Annotated in this window: 18 protein-coding genes and 1 pseudogene; 8 read left to right on the forward strand and 11 right to left on the reverse strand. The window is 46.2% G+C overall.

The window, feature by feature from the left end:
* Positions 1 to 250: 250 nt before the first annotated feature.
* The 5 genes from RIG27_RS23345 to RIG27_RS23365 form a co-directional block, all read right to left on the reverse strand.
* Positions 251 to 913, reverse strand: coding sequence for an HAD-IA family hydrolase (locus RIG27_RS23345; RefSeq protein WP_446349159.1), 663 nt, complete (start codon positions 911 to 913; stop codon positions 251 to 253).
* 134 nt (positions 914 to 1,047) lie between these two features.
* Complete coding sequence (locus RIG27_RS23350; RefSeq protein ID WP_446349161.1) at positions 1,048 to 2,250, reverse strand: NAD(P)/FAD-dependent oxidoreductase; 1,203 nt, start codon at positions 2,248 to 2,250, stop codon at positions 1,048 to 1,050.
* A 160-nt stretch (positions 2,251 to 2,410) separates the two neighbouring features.
* Positions 2,411 to 2,881, reverse strand: a complete 471-nt coding sequence (locus tag RIG27_RS23355) for a YlqD family protein (protein ID WP_446349163.1) — start codon at positions 2,879 to 2,881, stop codon at positions 2,411 to 2,413.
* 50 nt (positions 2,882 to 2,931) lie between these two features.
* Positions 2,932 to 4,170: an RNA-guided endonuclease InsQ/TnpB family protein gene (locus RIG27_RS23360; protein ID WP_446347062.1), complete on the reverse strand. Its 1,239-nt coding sequence runs from the start codon at positions 4,168 to 4,170 to the stop codon at positions 2,932 to 2,934.
* A gap of 249 nt (positions 4,171 to 4,419) precedes the next feature.
* Complete coding sequence (locus tag RIG27_RS23365) at positions 4,420 to 6,453, reverse strand: AMP-dependent synthetase/ligase (protein WP_446349165.1); 2,034 nt, start codon at positions 6,451 to 6,453, stop codon at positions 4,420 to 4,422.
* A gap of 247 nt (positions 6,454 to 6,700) precedes the next feature.
* On the opposite strand from RIG27_RS23365, the gene RIG27_RS23370 reads away from it, so the two are divergent.
* Positions 6,701 to 7,792, forward strand: a complete 1,092-nt coding sequence (locus tag RIG27_RS23370; RefSeq protein ID WP_446349167.1) for a response regulator transcription factor — start codon at positions 6,701 to 6,703, stop codon at positions 7,790 to 7,792.
* Positions 7,793 to 7,922: 130 nt separating this feature from the next.
* On the opposite strand, the pseudogene RIG27_RS23375 reads toward RIG27_RS23370, so the two are convergent.
* Positions 7,923 to 10,575: pseudogene (locus tag RIG27_RS23375) on the reverse strand (hypothetical protein).
* A gap of 297 nt (positions 10,576 to 10,872) precedes the next feature.
* On the opposite strand from RIG27_RS23375, the gene RIG27_RS23380 reads away from it, so the two are divergent.
* On the forward strand, positions 10,873 to 11,457 hold the full coding sequence (locus RIG27_RS23380; protein ID WP_446349168.1) for a TIGR04376 family protein: 585 nt from the start codon (positions 10,873 to 10,875) through the stop codon (positions 11,455 to 11,457).
* A gap of 599 nt (positions 11,458 to 12,056) precedes the next feature.
* A complete protein-coding gene (locus RIG27_RS23385) occupies positions 12,057 to 12,197 on the forward strand; it encodes a hypothetical protein (RefSeq protein ID WP_446349170.1) in 141 nt (46 codons plus the stop codon).
* On the opposite strand, the gene RIG27_RS23390 is transcribed toward RIG27_RS23385, so the two are convergent.
* On the reverse strand, positions 12,183 to 12,509 hold the full coding sequence (locus RIG27_RS23390) for a hypothetical protein (protein WP_446349172.1): 327 nt from the start codon (positions 12,507 to 12,509) through the stop codon (positions 12,183 to 12,185). The two genes, RIG27_RS23385 and RIG27_RS23390, sit on opposite strands and share 15 nt — an antisense overlap.
* A gap of 42 nt (positions 12,510 to 12,551) precedes the next feature.
* Here RIG27_RS23390 and RIG27_RS23395 point away from each other — a divergent pair, with 42 nt between their 5' ends.
* A complete protein-coding gene (locus RIG27_RS23395; RefSeq protein WP_446349174.1) occupies positions 12,552 to 12,947 on the forward strand; it encodes a PPC domain-containing DNA-binding protein in 396 nt (131 codons plus the stop codon).
* A gap of 144 nt (positions 12,948 to 13,091) precedes the next feature.
* On the opposite strand, the gene RIG27_RS23400 is transcribed toward RIG27_RS23395, so the two are convergent.
* Positions 13,092 to 13,301 carry a hypothetical protein gene (locus RIG27_RS23400; protein WP_446339977.1) on the reverse strand — a complete coding sequence of 70 codons (210 nt, stop codon included), beginning with the start codon at positions 13,299 to 13,301 and terminating at the stop codon, positions 13,092 to 13,094.
* A gap of 482 nt (positions 13,302 to 13,783) precedes the next feature.
* Here RIG27_RS23400 and RIG27_RS23405 point away from each other — a divergent pair, with 482 nt between their 5' ends.
* Entirely contained in the window at positions 13,784 to 15,553 is a 1,770-nt protein-coding gene (locus RIG27_RS23405) for an ABC transporter ATP-binding protein (protein WP_446349176.1), read from the forward strand.
* A 130-nt stretch (positions 15,554 to 15,683) separates the two neighbouring features.
* Here the strand turns inward: RIG27_RS23405 and RIG27_RS23410 are convergent, their stop codons facing one another.
* Positions 15,684 to 16,427 carry an FkbM family methyltransferase gene (locus RIG27_RS23410; RefSeq protein WP_446349178.1) on the reverse strand — a complete coding sequence of 248 codons (744 nt, stop codon included), beginning with the start codon at positions 16,425 to 16,427 and terminating at the stop codon, positions 15,684 to 15,686.
* Between the two features lie 162 nt (positions 16,428 to 16,589).
* Between RIG27_RS23410 and ccmS the strand changes: the two genes are divergently transcribed.
* Positions 16,590 to 17,018, forward strand: coding sequence for a beta-carboxysome assembly chaperone CcmS (gene ccmS, locus RIG27_RS23415; protein ID WP_446349197.1), 429 nt, complete (start codon positions 16,590 to 16,592; stop codon positions 17,016 to 17,018).
* 115 nt (positions 17,019 to 17,133) lie between these two features.
* On the opposite strand, the gene RIG27_RS23420 is transcribed toward ccmS, so the two are convergent.
* Positions 17,134 to 17,286 carry a hypothetical protein gene (locus tag RIG27_RS23420; protein ID WP_446349179.1) on the reverse strand — a complete coding sequence of 51 codons (153 nt, stop codon included), beginning with the start codon at positions 17,284 to 17,286 and terminating at the stop codon, positions 17,134 to 17,136.
* 56 nt (positions 17,287 to 17,342) lie between these two features.
* Here RIG27_RS23420 and tatC point away from each other — a divergent pair, with 56 nt between their 5' ends.
* Together tatC and RIG27_RS23430 are read left to right on the forward strand one after the other, a co-directional pair.
* Positions 17,343 to 18,113, forward strand: coding sequence for a twin-arginine translocase subunit TatC (gene tatC / locus RIG27_RS23425; protein WP_446349181.1), 771 nt, complete (start codon positions 17,343 to 17,345; stop codon positions 18,111 to 18,113).
* 256 nt (positions 18,114 to 18,369) lie between these two features.
* A complete protein-coding gene (locus RIG27_RS23430; RefSeq protein WP_446339986.1) occupies positions 18,370 to 18,675 on the forward strand; it encodes an urease subunit beta in 306 nt (101 codons plus the stop codon).
* A gap of 250 nt (positions 18,676 to 18,925) precedes the next feature.
* On the opposite strand, the gene RIG27_RS23435 is transcribed toward RIG27_RS23430, so the two are convergent.
* Positions 18,926 to 19,066 (reverse strand): hypothetical protein, encoded by a 141-nt coding sequence (locus RIG27_RS23435; RefSeq protein WP_446349184.1) that lies wholly within the window; start codon positions 19,064 to 19,066, stop codon positions 18,926 to 18,928.
* Between the last annotated feature and the right edge of the window lie 25 nt (positions 19,067 to 19,091).

The following is a 19,091-nucleotide window of genomic DNA, read 5'->3' on the forward strand; positions in this document are numbered from 1 at the left end:
TTTATAATCTTAAAACCACAGAACAGGGAACAGGAAAATACCCTTCGCAACGCTTTTCGGGCATGGCGCATTTGTAGGGGCGGGTTTGACTACTATCCTTTCTGACTTCACCCCAATGCAACTAAACCCGCCCCGATCAATTACTTACGCAACCACACCAAATGTGCTGATTAAGGTGCGTTACGCTTCGCTAACACACCCTACATATAGAGCCTTTGCGTAAGTCCTAAAGACAAATGACATAAGACGATTAAATCTCAGCCATATCTTCAGAACGCTCCAACCAGATAGCTCTCAATCCCGCCGCTTTAGCCCCCTGATAATCTTCTCGCAAACTATCGCCAACGTGCCACGCTTGTGAAGGTTCACATTCATATTTCTGTAAAGCGCGGGTAAAAATTTTGGGATCAGGTTTAGCCGCCCCCACTTCTGTGGAAATGGTGATTGAACTGAAAAACTCATCCAGATTCAGTGCTTTTAGCACTAAGTAAAGGCGAGAATCAAAATTCGACAAAACACCCAATTGAATACCAACTCGCTGCCACGCCTCCAGCGCTGGGATAACATCTGGATAAATAAACCACGGTTCGGCGGTGGCAAAGTGGGTGTAAAGGTGGTCAAAAAAATCGGTAAAGTCTGCAAACTGTTCCAGAACACCAACTTTTTGGAACGTGCGAAGGGCAATCACGCGCCACCATTCAAATTCACATTGAGGAATCTCTTCAGAGTCTGTGTCTGGGAAAACCAAGGGATCAGCCGCAGCAAAAGCTTGGAAAAAGGCATCGTTAACCAGTTTCGGTGGTACATTCACGTTGAACTGGCGAGCGATCGCGCTGTAAATCTGACCCACACTTCCGCGCACCCCAAATAATGTACCGACGGCATCGAGTAAAATGACTTTTGGATTGGTCATTTGTCCTTTGTCATTCGTCATTTGTCATTCGTCATTCGTCATTTGTCATTTGTTTTATAGTTATCGTACCTGGTCAGGGCGGGTTTGAGGTAAAGTTATCGTCAACCGTGAAACGAAAATCAATAAACCCGCCCCTACATACCCTCATTTTTGAGCAGATTCAATAAAGGTTGTGCCATCCAATTTAAACCAACTTTGAGCTGATGGTCTAGGGTGGGCATACGATAAAGATAGGCAAGACGCCGCGCTAGATGGGCAAAAACCCCATCAAGTTTTAATCCTAACCCAGTAAGTGTTGCGTTGTCTGTCCCTAATGTCATCATTTCGCCTAAATGCTGGTAGCGGAAGGGGAGTAAAGGACGCCCGGTTAGAGATGCCCAAATATTCCAAGCGGCGTAATCGGCTTGCTGGAAGGCAGATTGAGCCGTGTTGGGGACTTGTTGACCGGTGATGTCTCGACAATCGGCTAGATCCCCTAGGGCATAAAGTTCTGGATGATCAACCACTTGTAGGGTTGGGGTGATCATGAGTTGACCCCGGTGATTTTGTTTAAAGGGGAGCGATCGCACGACGGGGGTGACTGTGGTTCCGACTGTCCATAACACAATATCGACAGGAATTGTATCCACCTGTCCTTTGTACAGCAGAGAAATGGTATCGGCGCTGATCGCATCTACCGAGGTGTCTAGGTCGATCCATACCTTTCGTTCATTTAACGCATTCTGTGAGGCTTCACGGTTAAATTCGGGAGAGGTTTTCAGAATCATCTCACCTTGTTCAATTAACCGGATGCGTCCTCGTTCTCCTAGCCGTTCAGCGAGTTTGCAGGCGAGTTCCACGCCACTATACCCACCACCGACAACGGCGACACGAATTTTTTCCGCGTCGGATTCTTCGAGAATGCGTAACCGTTCTTCTAAACGATAAGCATCTGCGATCGCTCGAAATGGAATCCCATGTTCAGCGACACCGGGGACGCTCTCCATCGGTGTAACTCCACCTAAGGACAAGACCAGGCGATCATAGGCAAATTCTACGCCATCCTGCAATTGTACCCGTTGTTGTTCACTATCAATCCCCATCACCGTCGCTTGGGTAAAGCGTACCCCAGTATTTGCCAGGAGTTCTTCAAAGGGTGGGGCAATTTCCCAGGTTTGTAGTTCACCGGTCAGGAGTTCGTACAGCAGCGGCATAAATACGAAGCGATCGCTTTGATCAACGAGTATAATTTCTGGCTGCTGTGACTTTTCCCAAGGGAGTTGGCTTAAGCGCAGGGCAGTATAAAGCCCCCCGAACCCTCCACCGAGAATACATAATCGGGTTGTTTGGTCACTCATCGTTGAATGGGCTTTCTTAGCAATAGTAGGGCAACTCTTTTCAGGATAGCAAGATACCCAATGTAGAGACGCGCCATGGCGCGTCTCTACAGGCAGGGCTGGTTTTGAGGTAAGGTTATCTATAGCGAAACACGATTCCCAAGACACCCGCCCCTCTGCTTTAAATATCGCCGCGAATTTCTTCGACTATGCCATCTCGTAGGAGAATTTCGACCTGCATTTTGCGAACCAGGTTATCTCCGGCTTCAACGCGGAAGAAGCTTTCGATTTGACCTTGATTGACTTCTTGGTCAAGTTCGAGCATCTGTACCTGTTGAAGTTGCTGGAGTTGCTGGTTTTTTTGCTCAAGCAGCTCACTTTTCTTTTGATTGACCTGCAATTGAATACTTTCGATTTGCTGCTTGACTTGAGGACCCGGAGGATTCACACTTTGCTTTTGAATTTCCGCGATCGCCCGTTGCCCTTGCATGTCCAACTGTTGAAGTTGAGAGTCCAGTTGGTTAATTTGTCCCTGGAGTTGTTGTTGTACCTCCTCCTTCCAGCGGGGTGTGACAATGGCTTTAATATTAACCGGTCGCTTCAAGAGTAGGTTGGATTGAGATTCTTTGGATTGAGATTCTTCTGTAGGCATATAGGTATTTCTCAGTAGGTCTGACACTTAAAAAGTTGACACTCCCCCGGCTATAAGAGCGCGGGGGATTCTTCCGTCACAGGGAGGCAGAGTTTAGCGTCTTCCAGGACGTGACCTTTACCCTCAGAAAGCTTAGATGGTGTGTGTCCCACGGCTACGACTCCTCTAATTTCTACGACTTGAGCGGATGCCACATCCCTATCGGCTGTGTACCCACAATACTGGCATTTGTGTACCCGTTGGGATAGTTTCTTTTTGCCTGTATCTTCTAAGCAGTTGGGGCAAGTCTGACTTGTTCCGGCTGCTGGTACTTTCTGAAAGTACACACCCCGCTTGAAACAACATTGAGAGAGGATATCTAGGAACTGACTCCAACCCGCATCTAGGCAGTGTTTAGCCAAAAAGCCTCGACCTAACGCTTTCAGATTGAGTTGTTCAGCAAATATCATATCCGCCCAATCACACAAGTTATGGGCTAACTCCCAATGATAGTTCTTGCGGGTACTGGCTATCCGCTCATGTAGTCGTGACACTTTGGCTTGTGCTTTGGCGCGATTGTTTGACCCTGGACGCTTTTTAGACACCTTCTTTTGCAGCGATTTCAGCTTGCTTTCTAGGCGCTTAAATGGTCGTGGATTAGGAAACGTTCGTCCATTAGACACGGCGGCAAAGTGCATTAATCCGACATCTATTCCCAGTGATGTACCAGCCGGACTAATTTCAGGTATATCTAATTTCCATTGCCGGGTAAGTTGTACATACCAACCGGATGCCCGTCTAACGATTCGTGCTTGCTTAATAGTTGCATCATCGGGAATTGGACGAGATTGGATAAATTTAACTAACCCAATCTTAGGGAGTTTGACATACTTCCCTTGAATGGGTTCTTTTCCCATTGATGGGAAAAGAAATGACCGCATCCGACCTGCTTTCTTGAACCGTGGAAACCCTCGCCCATTCTCCCACATCCCCTCAAATGCCTTTTGCAAACGCTTAAGGGTTTGCTGTAGCACTTGTGAGTGTATCTGCTTAAGTGCAGGGATATTCTTTTTAGCCTGAGTGAGACTTTCACACTGACTAGAATAGTTGGGTGCTGATGCACCCGCAGGTATGATGTACTCATGTTTAATCGAGCAACTGTTTATTGAGGATTTACGTGAGTTAACCCAATCTTTCCGCTCACAAAGAGCGTAGTTATAGACCCGACGACATTGTTCTAGCCACTCAGCAAAAGTGGCTATTTGGGCGGAAGTTGGCTTTAACTTAAACTCGTAAATCAGATTAAACACTTGCTCGACCTTTTGCAATGTTACTAATATTATACTACATTGTTGGCTGAGTGTTATCCGGATTATTTGACTGGCGAATAAATTCGCTACCTAGACGGTTTGCTCGGTTTCATCTCCTGGCTATAGAGCGCAGGAGCCTTCACCATCGCTTCTATCGGTAAGGGTTAATCCGGCTAACAGGATAACCTAAAGTTTGGGGGCATAATCATGTTTTGAGCAACAGGCAACTTACCAGCATACTCTTTCACCCTATTTCCCCGCAATAGGGGCGAACATCCCGTTAATGATATCGCGATATCGTTGAGTAACAACGGGTCGCCGGATTTTCAGTGTTTGAGTCATCATGCCATTTTCTATGGAAAAGGGTTCTAAAATCAGCGCAAATTGACCAATTCGATCATCAGGGCGATAGCCCGGTCGATTTTTGACTTCCCGGTTCAATTCTTGCCGGAATAGGTTCTGCACCTCTTTACTTTTCAGGTCAATACCCGTCCGGAACGACTCGCTGTCCTTGTTCGTATCGGAGTTGGGCAAGTTTAGGGTAATATTTTCAGCGGCTGCCCACTTTTGCAGGGCGTCCATATTCGGCACAATTAACGCACCGAGCGATCGCTGATCTTGACCCACTAGCATAATTTGTTCAATATAAGAACTTCGCAGACAGGCATCTTCAATCGGTTGCGGCTCGATATTTTCGCCGTTGGTCAATACGATGGTATCTTTTGCCCGTCCTGTCAAGACTAAATCATGGTTGGGCGTCACCCATCCTAAATCTCCGGTATCAAACCATCCCTCGGAGTCAATGGCTTTTGCTGTCGCCTCTGGATTTTTATAGTAGCCTTGCATCACTTGGGGTCCTTTCACTAAAACTAAGCCCTGTTCGCCTGTGGGTAAGGGTTTCCGAGTTTCTGGATCAACGATGCGAATCTGGGTTCCGGGCATGGGGAGTCCGGAGGAACGGCGCAGATTCCGTTCCATCCGGCGAACGTTCGTCACGGGGGAGGTTTCAGTAAGTCCATACCCCACCAGAATCTCAATCCCGGCAATTTCAAAGAAGTTTTCCAAATGCATTGCCAGGGAACCCCCACCACTGATAATGGTTTTAATTTGACCCCCGGTTGCCGCCCGCACGGTTTGATAAATGAGTTTGTCGGCTAATTTGTGGGCGGGTAACAGGAGTGAGGCTTGGATGCTGGCGCTAAGACGTTCTAGGGGACTAGGATTAAGCTGATTCAAGTCTAATCCTTGAGCGATTCGCCGCGCTTTAATATAGCGCTGACTGATATCCAGTAAGGTGAACACTAATTTTTGCTTGTTCGGTGGTTGCTCCCGAAACTGCTTTTGCACCCCATCATAAATCGATTCCCACAGCCGAGGAACGCCGATCATGTAGATGGGTTTAAAGGCTTTGAGATCGGCTTTGACATGGCGAATGGTGGTGTAAATTTGGGTACACCCTTGAGACAAGAGGAAGTATTCAACGGTGCGTTCATAGACATGCCACGTCGGTAAAATACTCAAGACGCGATCGCCTCCTTTGGGTTGGATGACGATACCAAAGGTGGTGACTTGATGCAGCAGGTTACCATGGGTTAACATCACCCCCTTGGGTTTCCCGGTGGTGCCGGAGGTGTACATTAAGGTGGCGAGGGTTTGACGGGTCGCCTGAACGGGTTGTAGCGTGGCTTTTGACCCCAGACTCATCACCTCAGAGAAATTAAGCACCTTTAGCTTGTCTTCAGCCGGTGGCTCTTGATCGGAGAGTAGGATCACAAATTGAATCGGCAAATCGTCAAGATGAGCTCTGAGTTTAGTCAGTGTCTTGGTATCTTCGACAACTAAAGCAATGCTGCCACTGTGTTCTAAAATATACCGCAGTTCTTCGGGATCAGCTTGGGCGCTACGAACCACATTTGCCGCCCCAGCCGTCATGATCCCCTGATCGGCAATTAGCCAACGGGGGCTGTTATCGGCAATTAAGGCGATACGGGGAGGAAGTTCCGAGGACTCTTGTTCCTGCTTGATCACCGGATCATCAAACAGGGTTTGTAATCCCGCCGCCAATTGTTGAATCTGGCGCACCAACTGAGTGTAGGTTAGGATCACCTCCGGTTGGGTGTGAGGATCTCTCAGGGCAATAATCTGTCCAAATCGCTGCGCCGCGATCGACCAAATTTCTGGCAGAGACTGGATAGAGGAGTAGTCAACCAGGTGCTTGAGCAGGTTACGCTCCTGGGAATTCATCGACAATGACATAGAATTACCTGACTCTGTGTTTAACATCTATTACAATCGGTTGTTTTTTTTACCATACTCTTTTGAAGTGAGGCAGAATAGGGGTTTCAGGTGGACAGAATCTTTTCTGTCTGTCGTTATCATGTCTTCCTATCCCCCATCTTTCCGCCTCCTGAAAAATTGTCATAAACGATGTAGGCAAGGCTGAGGTTTCCGTAGGGGAGGAATTTCCTGCTTAAAAATCGGGGGAGATCACAGGAAGATTCAGGCTTATCTATTGTTCAAAGGGGGAAAAATGAAACTTTTGGTTATTGAGGATAATCAAAGTTTAGCCAAAACCATTGTGGTAGGGTTAACTCAACAAAATTATGTTGTTGATCTGGCGGATGACGGTGAGACGGGGTTGGACAATGCTTTAGCCTATAACTACGATCTAATTCTGCTTGATATTAATTTGCCCCATCTGGATAGTATTAGTCTGTGTCGCCGATTGAGACAAGCCGGAAATACCAGTCCGATTGTTTTATTAAGTGCATCAGCCGCGACGCAAGATATGGTGGCGGGATTAGATGCGGGCGCTGATGATTATATTATTAAACCCTGTCCTGTTGAGGGGTTAGCGGCTCGAATCCGGGCTTTACTCAGACGTAACCGGGATGCTAGTACACCAACGTTGCAATGGGGAAACTTGGAAATCGACCCCAGTACTTGTGAAGTAACCTGTCAGGGACAACCCTTGCGTCTATCTCCCAAAGAATATGGTCTTTTGTATTTGTTGATGTCATCTCCTACCCGGATATTTAGTCAAGATTACATTATCGAAAAACTTTGGACGTTTGGAGATCCACCCAACAGGGAAACGGTTAAGGCACATGTTAAAGGATTACGACGCAAGCTCAACAAAGCGGGTGCAGGTGACATGATTGAAACCGTGTATGGGTTCGGCTATCGTTTGAAGGATCTGTGTGAACTGCAAACCGCGTCGTCTAAGCTTAACCCCATTCTAGAACGGTTTGTGGCAATGCGTCAGATGGAGTATTTAATCCTAAATCCAGATTTAACCATTCGAGAGATTTCTGATCAGGCTCACAAGTTTTGTGATTTTCCCGAAAAATTAACTATTGGCAAGTCAGTCAGTGTTAGTTTTCCAGAGTTGATTGGTTTAGACGATATATTATTGGATATTTTGGCAGGAAAAACAGAAGATTTTAGGCTCGAAGGTGTGGCGCGTTCCCATAATCCGCAGCGACCGGAGTATATTGATATCTATAGCATGAATGTTGATAATCAGTTATTTGTGCTGTTTGAAGATGTCTCCCATCAAATGAGCTGGAAACAAACGGTTACTCAACAAGAAAATGAAACCTATCTTTTATTGGGGTTTTAATCTGGATGTCCCATTTTGTCATATACCTCTCAGAAAAAACATTGTTCAACCCCTTTCACTTATAGCAATCGCCATAGCGTTTAGGAGGCATCATTTGGTAGAGACGTTGCCTGCAACGTCTCTACATCTTTTAAGCGACACCTAAAGCCCCTGCACCTGCGGAAGCCAACGCCGAAATTAATGCTGTCGCAAACAGCCACCAAGCTGCCGTCGCAGCGGCTTTGCGAGTTTCTTCAGCTTGGCGTTGGGCTTGATACTTGACCTGTTCTAGGCGCAGTTGGGCTTGTTGTTGAATCCGTTCTGCCCGTTGTAGCACCCTAGTGCGAACCAGCTCAATCTGAGCAATCATCCGATTAGCATCGGCTTCGGAGATATCGTCACGGGAACTGATAATAGCGACGAGGGTATCGCGATCAAACTGAGACAAGCGATCGCGCAGTGCATCAAATCCAGCTTCGGGGTCATCAAACAATGTTCGCACATCTTGCTTGATGCCATCATAATTCAGTTCCGGACGATCTAAGCTATTCAGATAATCGCGAATACGCTCAAAAATACCATCAATAACTGACTGGATGCGATCTTGCACAGTCCGGATTTGGGCGATCACTTGGTTACGCACATTCAGAATTTGATCGACAATTCCATTTACATCGTCTTCTGAGATATCCTCCCGTTGGGATAACAACGCCACCAGCGTCGAGCGATCAAAGTGAGACAGGCGTTCTTGCAGACTCGACATCCCAGCACCGGGTTCATTCAGCAACATTTGCATATCCCGCTTAATTCCTTCGGGATTGAGTTCCTCTTTGCCCGTCGAACGTAGGTAATCCTCAAAGGCGGCTTGGAAATCTTGGGCAGTTTCCTGAGTGCGTAGCGCCCAGCGTCGGGGGGCTTTAGCTACGCTGCGAACAGTGGAAAACACTTGATCAATGATCTGATTCACCTCTTGTTCACTCAGATCATCCCGTTGGGCGAGTAACTGTACCAGGGTATCGCGATCCATTGCCGCTAATCGACGTCTGATTAAGCGGGTGCCAAGCTGTGGATCATCCAGCAGTTTGGTTAAATCACGCTGAATCCCGTCTGGATTGAGTTCTGGCTTTCCGGTGTTCCGCAGATACTCCGCGATCGCGGACATGGTTTTGTCGTATTGCTCTTTGGTTGTATCCGCCATTTTTTGGGGAATACTGCGAACACGACTCCAGGTTCCCTCAACCTGATCGATAATTTGGTTAATTTGGCTTTCACTCAAATCTTGACGCTGATTTAACAGTTGTACCAACGTATCCCGGTCAAAGCGTTCAGCGCGTTTACGCAGCAGCAGCCATCCCGCTTGAGGTTCATCTAAGAGTAATTTGAGTTCCTGTTCAATGGCTTGAGGATTCAGTTGAGATTTACCGGTGTTACTCAAAACAGACTGAACCTTCATCCACTGGGCTTCAATCTTTGCCTTCAGCGCCTCTTGGGTTTCTCTGGCTGTATCTAAAACGCGATCGCGGGCTTTCTCCAGTTCAACGATTACGGCTTCCCCTTCAACAGGGGTTAAATCTTGACGTTGTTCGACCAACCGCTCAAATAGAGGACGATCAAACTGAGCCAGACGATTGCTCAGATGTTCATAATCTGCATCTGGATCATGCAGAATCTCCCTAATATTCAGTTGAATCTTCTCAGGCGTGAGTGCTTCCTTGGGCGTGGATAGGAAATATTGCTCCATCGCGGCTAATAGTGCGATCGCCTCGGCGCGTTCTCTAGCGGCAATTGCCACAGATAAGGCTTCTAAGCGAATGATATCCAGCCAAGTCGAAATTTCTCTGATCCGTTCTTCAGTAAAAACACCCCGTTGTACCAACAAATCAGCAAAATCTGACCGATTGAGCTGCTCTAATTCCTGTACCACAGTGGCGGGGTCAGCTTCTGGATCATAGAGTACATCTCGGAATTCCCGCTCCAGCGTTGGTCGATGCATCTGCCAAGAATATTTATTGAGCAGATAATTTTCCACATCAGCTCGCACCGTACAGACTGTTACTATCCGCAATTTCTTGTAAATTTGGATCATTGATTAAGTCTTCTAATTCCGCCCGAATCTTTTGCAGATTCAGTTCTGGAGGTCGTATCGCCTGAATATAATCTTCTAAGTTCTCGCGAATCGTCTCCGGGTCAATGGCAGAACCCAGTTCTCGACGTACCGCCGCCGCCGTTGCTTCTGCGGTTTGCACCACCTCTTTTTGGACGGCGCTACCCCCAATTGCGGCTGTGGCAGTACCTAAAATGGCTTGAAAACCAGAGGTAGCGGTACTAATTACTGATCCGATCAAAGAACCAACCGTTGTCGAACTGACCCAAACCAGTAACGAAAAGTACGTTGCCCAAATCACCAACCCGACAATCGCACCTAAGCCGGGACTCTCCAGCAAGCTTAATTCTACGGCAAATAGACAAGCAAAAAATAGCGCCACGGTAACGCTAATTAACGTTGCTAATCCCAATGCTGTACCAACCTTGCGAATTGTCCCCTGCACCGTCTCTGATGACTTTTTATCAGACGATGATGAATCTCCGCCTCCAGCAAAGGAAATTCCCAACGCCACACCCAGATTCGTTAAGAGCATCTGGAACGCAAACGCTAAAACCACACCAGCGATTAATGTGGTAAAAAATTGAGGTCCGTCAAAGATCAGCGCGGCATCTTCGACGGTATCGAGTTCTGGCTCTACTGGTATCTGTGCTATCCAAGCCACCCAACTCGTGAGTTCTAGTCCCACACTCTCAACCATAATGTTTTTCCTCGTTGTTTCGGTTATATATAACGATGACCGGAATAGGATTGCCTACTTCAAGGCAGATTTTCCTGTCCTTCTGTCTGTCAGAATCGTTGTCTAAAGGCTTAAAATCATCTCCCCAAGGGGTGAAACCCACCAGGCAAATTGCCAATTTATGCCCATCGATAGAGGGATTGGCGAATTGATCGGGAAAAAGATTTTTCCCACACCCGACACCCGACACCCCATCACCCCGACACCCGCAGGATGAGGTAGCATATTAGCGAAGGGCACGGGTATTAGGAGTCAGAAGTGGGTTTATTTGAGGATCTCAATCGCTTTCTGGAAAATCGCCTGGATGAATTTCTCCGCAACAATCCCCATTTAGAGTTACAGGCACTCGAAGAACAGTTACGGGAGCAAGAAGAAGACACATTGAAGCTGATTGCTGACTTGCAACTTCAGCAAAAGCGCCTACAGGATGAAATATTAGGAGTTGCCCAAGAAATTCAGCGTTGGCACGAACGGATGAATAAGGCTCAATCGAAAGGCAGACCTGATTTAGCCCAAGCCGCTCAACAACGAGAAGCTACGCTTTTGCATCAAGGGAATCAACTCTGGGGCAAGATGGAAGGGGTTAAACAACGAATTGCTCAGACTAAAGAACTACAGCGTCAGATTCAAACCCGTCGCAATGAAGTTCATACCAAAGCAAGAGTTGTCGAAGCTGCCCGCACTCAAGCCCAAGCTCAATCTCAGTCTCAGTGGCAGACATCGGCTTGGAACCAGAGTTCAAATTACAACATTGGAGCAGGTGTAGACCCCTTAGAGACTCAATTTCAGCGCTGGGAGACTGATGAGGAGTTGGAGCAACTGAAACGGAATATGGGGCACTGAGGGTGTACAGAGAAACTAACAGGGATGGGCGACTCGCCGTACCCAATCAACACCACCCAACCCTTAATTTGATCGGTTTTCCCTCCCACTAGTGCAGCTCGGCAAAAATACTTGAGCAGCTTCGTAGATACGATGAAGCAGGGGGAGCAGAGGGAGCAGGGGAAGCGGGGGGAGATATTAGCTGTTCAGTTATTTCTGCTTTCTTGCACTAGGTATCGGTAACTATAGATAAACATGGTAGGGGCGACCCGCCGCATTCAATGAACAGAACCCAACCCTTGATTATATCGGGTCGCCCTGCATTAGGTATCGGTAATTATCTAATACCAAATCCGCCATACATAACCCTTTTATGTCCAGATTGTTCAAGACTTGCCATGGCAAGTCTCTACAGGGTTTTCATGGCAAGTCTCTACAGGGTTTTGGCGATTTGCTCTCTTTAGGAATAGTTAACCCGGATTTGGCATAACACCACATTGGGACAGGGGCGAGTCGATATAGGTTAATTCTTACACCGCCTACTATGTGCAGCGACTCGCCCCTACAACCGCGACGCCCCTACAACCGCGATAATTCCGAAAATCCCGACAATCTTGATCATGGATTCCAGAGAAAATAGATATGGTTTGCTGCACAAAGCCAAAACCTTTGTTGATTTAGCCGCTATTTTAATCACCTCCTTAAAAGGGGGTAACAAAGGCAAATTTGGTATTACCCCTCCCTATTCACCCATTCCCTGATGAACGGCGAGGAATCGTAAAGGAAATCGAACGAGGCGGCTGAGGTAGTGATGTGGATGATGATGGATTAAGCACCGTCGAGTTAGATGCTGGATTATTACTCTCCACAGAGGTAGACTGAGTTTGACTGCTTGAGAATTGTCTGGGTTGTAGAGAAATAGACCAACCTGGAGATTTACCGTAGTTAGACGCGATCGCGAGTAACGCTCCTGCCAAAATGAATACTGGCATGGGTAGGATAAAATCGCTCATCCACTGGGACAATTCTATTAGGCTAAATACTACCACAAAGGTGGTAATTACAACTCTCATCAATCTGACTTAAAACTAGCGCTGCCGCCATCATCATACACCATGCAAATTTTTGCGATTCGCTTAAAACCCAATGACGATTTAAGGACAAGCTTAAGGCAGTTCGTCAAACAGCACCAGATTGAATCCGGGTTTATGATTACGGCGGTGGGTAGCCTCAAACAAGCCACCCTGCGCTTTGCAGGTCAAAATTATGCTCAAGCCTTCAAGCGGCGTTTTGAAATTGTTTCCCTCGTTGGCACTCTGTCTATCCATGGTATCCATTTACACATTGCCTTGTCGGATAAAAAAGGAAAGACAATCGGAGGTCATCTTCTAGAGGGATGTATCATCTATACGACGGCTGAAATTATTATGGGCGTCAGCGATAATTTAATCTTTTTGAGAACGATGGATGAAACGACGGGATATAAAGAGCTAGAAATCCAACCTAAATAGAGTTTACTCTACAACAAGCGAAAATTTGTATTCCTCAAATCCAGCCAAATCACTCTATCACAGTCGTTTAGGGTTATAAACTCAAAACGGATGAGCTTAACGCTCACTCAGACAGTCGCGGAAAGCCGATTGGAAAATAAAAAACTATCCTTCACCCAGAATTAGCTGAAGCGTTCGGTGCGCTTCTTGTAGCGTTTGGAGTTCGGAATTAAACTTCCAGAGATAAGGCTTAACTCTATTGCCCCCCACAATAGCAGGTTCCCAAGCCGTCAATTGCCATCCTTGCTCAGTTGCGGTGAGGCAATAATCAATTCGGGGAGGAATAATCGAGGGGTTGGCGTTAGTAATCATCATTGCTTGCTCGTAATACCCTGTAAGTGGTCAAAAAAATTGTGATTGAGGGTAAGGAAGCGATCGCCTATAGCTTACTGGTGATGCCCTGAGTCCTATCAATCATCTTGCCACTCCTTTCTGGAGATGGTAAGCCTTACCCGCAATCTTTATCGAAATATCATAATTATATTGGAACAAAACACGAGGTTATAGGGAGTTGCCGAAGTCTCTGTGAAATTGAGCTTCATATAACCTTCACATAATTCGGTCGAGTAAATATACTTATTCTACGGATTGCCACAAAATAGACAAGAGGGGAGCAGGGGGAGCAGGGGGAAGCAGGGGGAGCTGAGAAAGCAGAGACGTTCCGATGAAACATCTGTTGTAGGGGCGGGTTTTACCACTAACGTTTCGTTTTCACCCTGATATAACTAAACCCGCCCTGACCTAACCGTTCAATTATCACAAATGACAAATGACAAATGACAAATGACAAATGACAAATGACAAATGACAAATCACCACTCAAACGCCTATTTGCCTACGGTCATAACTATCGCACGGAAATCTGGCAGGCGATCGCGTGTTCGGTTCTGAATAAAATCTTTGACTTAGCGCCACCTGCTTTAATTGGTGCGGCGGTGGATGTGGTAGTTCAAAAAGAGGATTCCTTAATTGCCCAACTTGGCGTCACTGATATCTTCACACAACTGTTGATTCTGGCGGTGCTGAGTCTGATCATCTGGGGATTAGAATCCATATTTGAATATGCCTACAACCGACTCTGGCGTAATCTGGCACAAACGATTCAGCATGACTTGCGCTTAGATGCTTACGCCCACTTACAGTCGCTAGACTTGGCTTTTTTTGAGGATAGGAGTACGGGTAGGTTGATGTCGATTCTCAACGATGATATCAACCAACTGGAACGCTTTCTGGATGTTGGCGCCAATGAAATTCTCCAGGTATCTACAACCGTTGTGATTATTGGTGTCGCCTTCTTGATTCTGGCACCTGGCGTGGCTTGGATGGCGCTTCTACCCATGCCGTTTATTCTCTGGGGTTCTATCGCTTTTCAGCGCCGCCTTGCGCCCCGTTATGCTGAGGTTCGGGAAAAGGTGAGTTTACTCAATGGGCAATTAGCCAATAATTTGACCGGAATCACCACGATTAAAAGCTTTACGGCGGAAGCGTATGAAATCCAGCGCATAACTGCCCAAAGTGAAGCCTATCGTCAAAGTAACCGTCGCGCGATCGCACTTTCTGCCGCGTTTGTACCGTTGATTCGTATCCTTATTTTATTGGGCTTTATCGGCATTCTCCTCTATGGGGGGATGGAAGCCGTAGCTGGGAGATTAGCCGTCGGTACTTATAGCGTGTTAGTATTTCTCACTCAACGCTTATTGTGGCCCCTCACCCGATTAGGACAAACCCTCGATCTCTATCAACGGGCGATGGCGTCTACAACCCGGGTGATGAATCTGTTAGATACACCGATTACCATGCATTCAGGCGAGATTTCCTTGCCTGTAACTCAGATAAGAGGTGAGTTAGCGTTAAAAAATATTACCTTTTCCTATCAGGGACGCCATCCTGTGATAGAAAATCTTTCCCTTCATATTCCAGCCGGAAAAACCATTGCCATTGTCGGTGCAACGGGTTCCGGGAAAAGTACCCTCGTCAAGTTATTATTGAGACTCTATGAAGTCCAAGACGGAACGATAACCCTAGATGGTATTGACCTACGCCAGCTTCAGTTAGCTGATTTGCGCCGCGCCATTGGTTTAGTCAGCCAGGATGTGTTTCTGTTTCATGGCACAGTGCGGGAAAATATTACTTATGGTAGTTTTGATGTCACCTTATCTGAGGTAGAAGCCGCCGCAGAAATTGCCGAAGCCCATGAATTTATTTGCCAACTGCCCCAAGGCTACGACACAATTATCGGGGAGAGAGGACAAAAGTTATCCGGTGGACAGCAGCAGCGACTAGCAATTGCCCGTGCTATCTTAAAAAATCCCCCGGTGCTGATCCTCGATGAAGCCACCTCCGCCGTGGATAATGAGACAGAAGCCGCCATCCAGCGATCGCTAGAAAAGATTACCCAAAACCGAACCACGATCGCGATCGCGCATCGCCTGTCTACAGTACGCAATGCCGATTGTATTTATGTTATGGATAAAGGTAAATTAGTTGAACAAGGCACCCATGAACAACTACTAGAGCAACAAGCCATTTATGCGATGCTCTGGCGAGTTCAATCAGGTTTAAACTGATCGTTGGCTCTCTTACTCCCTTCCCACTATAAGATTAGGTACTGTTAATGGCTGAAATACCTATCAGTGCTATGTTTTTATTACAGAGTCTTGTGCCGGAATGGGAGTAAGCAATTATTCGAGTCGCTAGTTAGCGAAAAAAGGTTCCCATGACTTGTAGCAATCGTCCTGTTCTGTAGTCTCTAAAACCCGGATATAGATTATAAAGAGAAAATCCCATATTTTTTAATTTATCGAGCATTTCATCAAAAAGGATTTGTCCATCATACAGTGGAACTAAAGAAAGTTCTAAGTGAATTCCTTTGAGTTTAGGAATAATTTCTTTGGCACCTTCCAAAACATCATTTTCATAACCTTGTGTATCTATTTTTAGCAAGGTTGCTTTGGATTGATCAACATAATTATAAACAAGTTCAGAGAGTTTCCTTATTTTTGTTGTTTCAGACCCAATGTAGGCAGATTTTGGAGCGGCATCCGTGTGATTGGGCAGAATAGATAATATGGAACTACTTTCAGAATTCTCTGAAATATTAATTTCAATTTCCCCATTTTTATTGCCAATAGCACATCGTTCAGCTACCTGCCAATCTTGATTGTTTTTACTGGCTTCTAATAGTTGATTGTAGGCAGAAGATAGAGGCTCAAAAGAAACGATCTTACCTTGATATCCAATTGTAAATAATTGAGTAGCAAATTGCCCTACATTAGCACCAACATCCAAAACTAAATCAATTTCATGAAACGTGAGCAATTTGAGCATATCTGCTCCTTTATTCTTGAGGTTTATAGCTCTTGAACGCTCAAGAGGGCTGGGATAGTATTTAATGATATCAAAACCAAATTTTCGGCTAATTTGCTTAATTAAATTTTTCATGATTATGCGACGAACGTAGAATACAAGTAGCTAAGTTGGTTGGCAGTCATAGTCACCGACGAGTCAGTCCTAGTTATTAATATACACCCACGATAACCGTTTGGTACAAGTAATCAGCTATAATAAAGAGCCATGGAGCCAAATGGAGTGCCAACCATGATCATGTTCAGTAAACCTCAGCCGAATAAGCCAGAGGAGCAGTGGAAAGTTAAGCTAAATCAGTTTGCCAAAGAACATAGTAAGGAACTGGCGGCGCTGTCATGGGGACTTTTTTTAGAGAAGGGCGAAAGTGACGAAACTATAGGAATTGACCTGAAACCTAGACCCCATTTTGTCTATTGTTCCAAAGCCGCCCTGGAAAAATTAAATCAAAAGGTTGAGAACTATCTTCAGGAAGTGGTCGGTATTGTCAATGCTCACCAACCGGATAAAGAAGTTTTAATGATTGGGATTGGTAATGACCAAATTAAGTTAATTCATTTTGAACCAGAATCTCCACCTCCTGTATGTTTTGAGGAAGTGGGGAAAGATGTCGATACATTACTTGAAGAGTTAGAACAGCGTCTGAGTGAATTTGATATTCGTCCTTAGTCATTCGTTATTTGTCATACTCGCGCAAGCGAGAAGCAAGCTACGTCTTATGTCAAGTCGGGGCGGGTTTAGTTACATCTGGGTGCAACCGAAAAGATAGTAGTGAAACCCGCCCCTACACAATTTTCCCATCTGCCCCATCTTTCCCATCTCCCTCATCTCCCTCATCTTCCCCAGCTCCCCCATATCCCTCATCTTCCCCATATCCCTCATCTTCCCCATATCCCTCATCTTCCCCAGCTCCCCCAGCTCCCCCGCACTCCTGCATTCTCATCCCGCGATCGGTACAATAGTTAAAAAACTACAATCCAACTCTGCAAACTGATGACGCCTGACGTAGAAACGTTACCCCAGCAACCTGACACCAGTGAAACCGACAACCTCGACGAACTTCCCCATGATGTCGAGATGTCACTGTTTGATCACTTAGAAGAGTTGCGGCGGCGAATTTTCTATTCGCTGCTGGCTGTCGCCGTTGGTGCTATTGGCTGCTTTGTGGCGGTTAAGTACATTGTCCAGTTATTGGAAATCCCGGCTAAAGGCGTTAAGTTTTTACAATTAGCTCCCGGTGAATACTTCTTTGTGTCCCTGAAAGTAGCGGGTTACAGTGGTTTGCTCGTGGCGACGCCTTTCATTCTTTACCAAGTGATTCAGTTTGTCTTACCGGGGCTGACTCGCCGCGAACGACGCTTGATTGCACCTGTGGTTTTAGGATCGAGTGTTCTGTTTTTCGTGGGGTTGGCATTTTCCTACATTGCTTTAATTCCAGCCGCGCTGAAATTCTTTATCAGTTACGGCGCTGATGTGGTTGAGCAAGCTTGGTCAATTGAACGGTATTTTGAATTTGTGCTGCTTCTCATGTTCAGCACAGGGATAGCCTTTCAAGTGCCAATTATTCAGATTCTGTTGGGAAATTTAGGAATTGTCTCATCCTCACAAATGCTTTCCGGTTGGCGAATTGTTATTTTAGGTGCAGTGATTTTAGGCGCTGTGTTAACGCCTTCCACTGATCCTCTGACTCAAAGTTTACTCGCTGGCGCGGTTATTGGTCTTTACTTCGGTGGAATTGGTATGGTTAAGCTCTCAGGCAAGTGATTGAGTTCGTAGTAAGGGCTTTAGCCGGTTATAATCCTGGGCTAACTACTAGCGTCGTGGCACAGCACGAATTGTAAAGATATTTTTATGAAATATACAAAATTAAAATAATCTTTTCATCAAACAGGTTAAATAGTCGTGTATTATAAATAAATTTGCCTTCATTGGCAGCAGGACAGGTGAAGCACTGGGAGTCATTGCTGTCATGCCAATTAATACTAGCTATGGTTTTGTAAATTTTTGTTAAGGGTAGCTCATGATTCCAGGGGAACTAATCATCCAAAAGGGAGAAATTGAACTCAATGCAGGGCGTCCTACCTTACGCCTGTCGGTAGCGAATACAGGCGATCGCCCGATTCAGGTGGGTTCTCATTTCCATTTCTATGAAGTGAATGACGCCCTAGCCTTTGACCGAGAGCCAACCAAGGGGATGCGGTTAAACATCCCGGCGGGTACAGCCGTGCGTTTTGAACCAGGAGATGAACGGGAGGTTGAGTTAGTTCCGTTTGTCGGTAGCCGTCAGGTTTATGGGTTTAATGGCAGAGTCAATGGGGCGCTATAACGGCAAGCGGGGGGAGCTGGGGAAGCTGGGGGAGCTGGGGAAGCTGGGGAAGCTGGGGAAGCTGGGGAAGCTGGGGAACACCTCGACTTCGCTCGGTGTGTCAGATGGGGAACACCTCGACTTACCTCGACTTCGCTCGGTAACACGCTCGGTGTGTCAGATGAGGGAGTTGTAGGGGCGGGTTTTACCGCTAACGTTTGGTTTTGACTCTGATATCCCTAAACCCGCCCCGACAGAGTGCAAGCAGTTTTCAACAAATGACGAATGACAAATGACGAATGACGAATGACGAATGACAAATGACGAATGACAAATGACGAATGACGAATGACAAATGACGAATGACGAATGACGAATGACGATCTCCGCCGTTAACTTTAATTATCCCCACCTACTTACCTGATGGGGATGGATAG

Source organism: Coleofasciculus sp. F4-SAH-05, assembly GCF_040222985.1.
GTDB lineage: Bacteria > Cyanobacteriota > Cyanobacteriia > Cyanobacteriales > Coleofasciculaceae > Coleofasciculus > Coleofasciculus chthonoplastes.

What these genes read in the sequence shown, in the direction of transcription:
- RIG27_RS23345 (WP_446349159.1), bottom strand. Translation starts at nt 913, where the DNA reads ATGACCAATCCAAAAGTCATTTTACTCGATGCCGTCGGTACATTATTT.
- RIG27_RS23350 (WP_446349161.1), bottom strand. Translation starts at nt 2,250, where the DNA reads ATGAGTGACCAAACAACCCGATTATGTATTCTCGGTGGAGGGTTCGGG.
- RIG27_RS23355 (WP_446349163.1), bottom strand. Translation starts at nt 2,881, where the DNA reads ATGCCTACAGAAGAATCTCAATCCAAAGAATCTCAATCCAACCTACTC.
- RIG27_RS23365 (WP_446349165.1), bottom strand. Translation starts at nt 6,453, where the DNA reads ATGTTAAACACAGAGTCAGGTAATTCTATGTCATTGTCGATGAATTCC.
- RIG27_RS23370 (WP_446349167.1), top strand. Translation starts at nt 6,701, where the DNA reads ATGAAACTTTTGGTTATTGAGGATAATCAAAGTTTAGCCAAAACCATT.
- RIG27_RS23385 (WP_446349170.1), top strand. Translation starts at nt 12,057, where the DNA reads ATGGATTCCAGAGAAAATAGATATGGTTTGCTGCACAAAGCCAAAACC.
- RIG27_RS23390 (WP_446349172.1), bottom strand. Translation starts at nt 12,509, where the DNA reads ATGAGAGTTGTAATTACCACCTTTGTGGTAGTATTTAGCCTAATAGAA.
- RIG27_RS23395 (WP_446349174.1), top strand. Translation starts at nt 12,552, where the DNA reads ATGCAAATTTTTGCGATTCGCTTAAAACCCAATGACGATTTAAGGACA.
- RIG27_RS23400 (WP_446339977.1), bottom strand. Translation starts at nt 13,301, where the DNA reads ATGATGATTACTAACGCCAACCCCTCGATTATTCCTCCCCGAATTGAT.
- RIG27_RS23405 (WP_446349176.1), top strand. Translation starts at nt 13,784, where the DNA reads ATGACAAATGACAAATCACCACTCAAACGCCTATTTGCCTACGGTCAT.
- RIG27_RS23410 (WP_446349178.1), bottom strand. Translation starts at nt 16,427, where the DNA reads ATGAAAAATTTAATTAAGCAAATTAGCCGAAAATTTGGTTTTGATATC.
- ccmS (WP_446349197.1), top strand. Translation starts at nt 16,590, where the DNA reads ATGTTCAGTAAACCTCAGCCGAATAAGCCAGAGGAGCAGTGGAAAGTT.
- RIG27_RS23420 (WP_446349179.1), bottom strand. Translation starts at nt 17,286, where the DNA reads ATGCAGGAGTGCGGGGGAGCTGGGGGAGCTGGGGAAGATGAGGGATAT.
- tatC (WP_446349181.1), top strand. Translation starts at nt 17,343, where the DNA reads ATGACGCCTGACGTAGAAACGTTACCCCAGCAACCTGACACCAGTGAA.
- RIG27_RS23430 (WP_446339986.1), top strand. Translation starts at nt 18,370, where the DNA reads ATGATTCCAGGGGAACTAATCATCCAAAAGGGAGAAATTGAACTCAAT.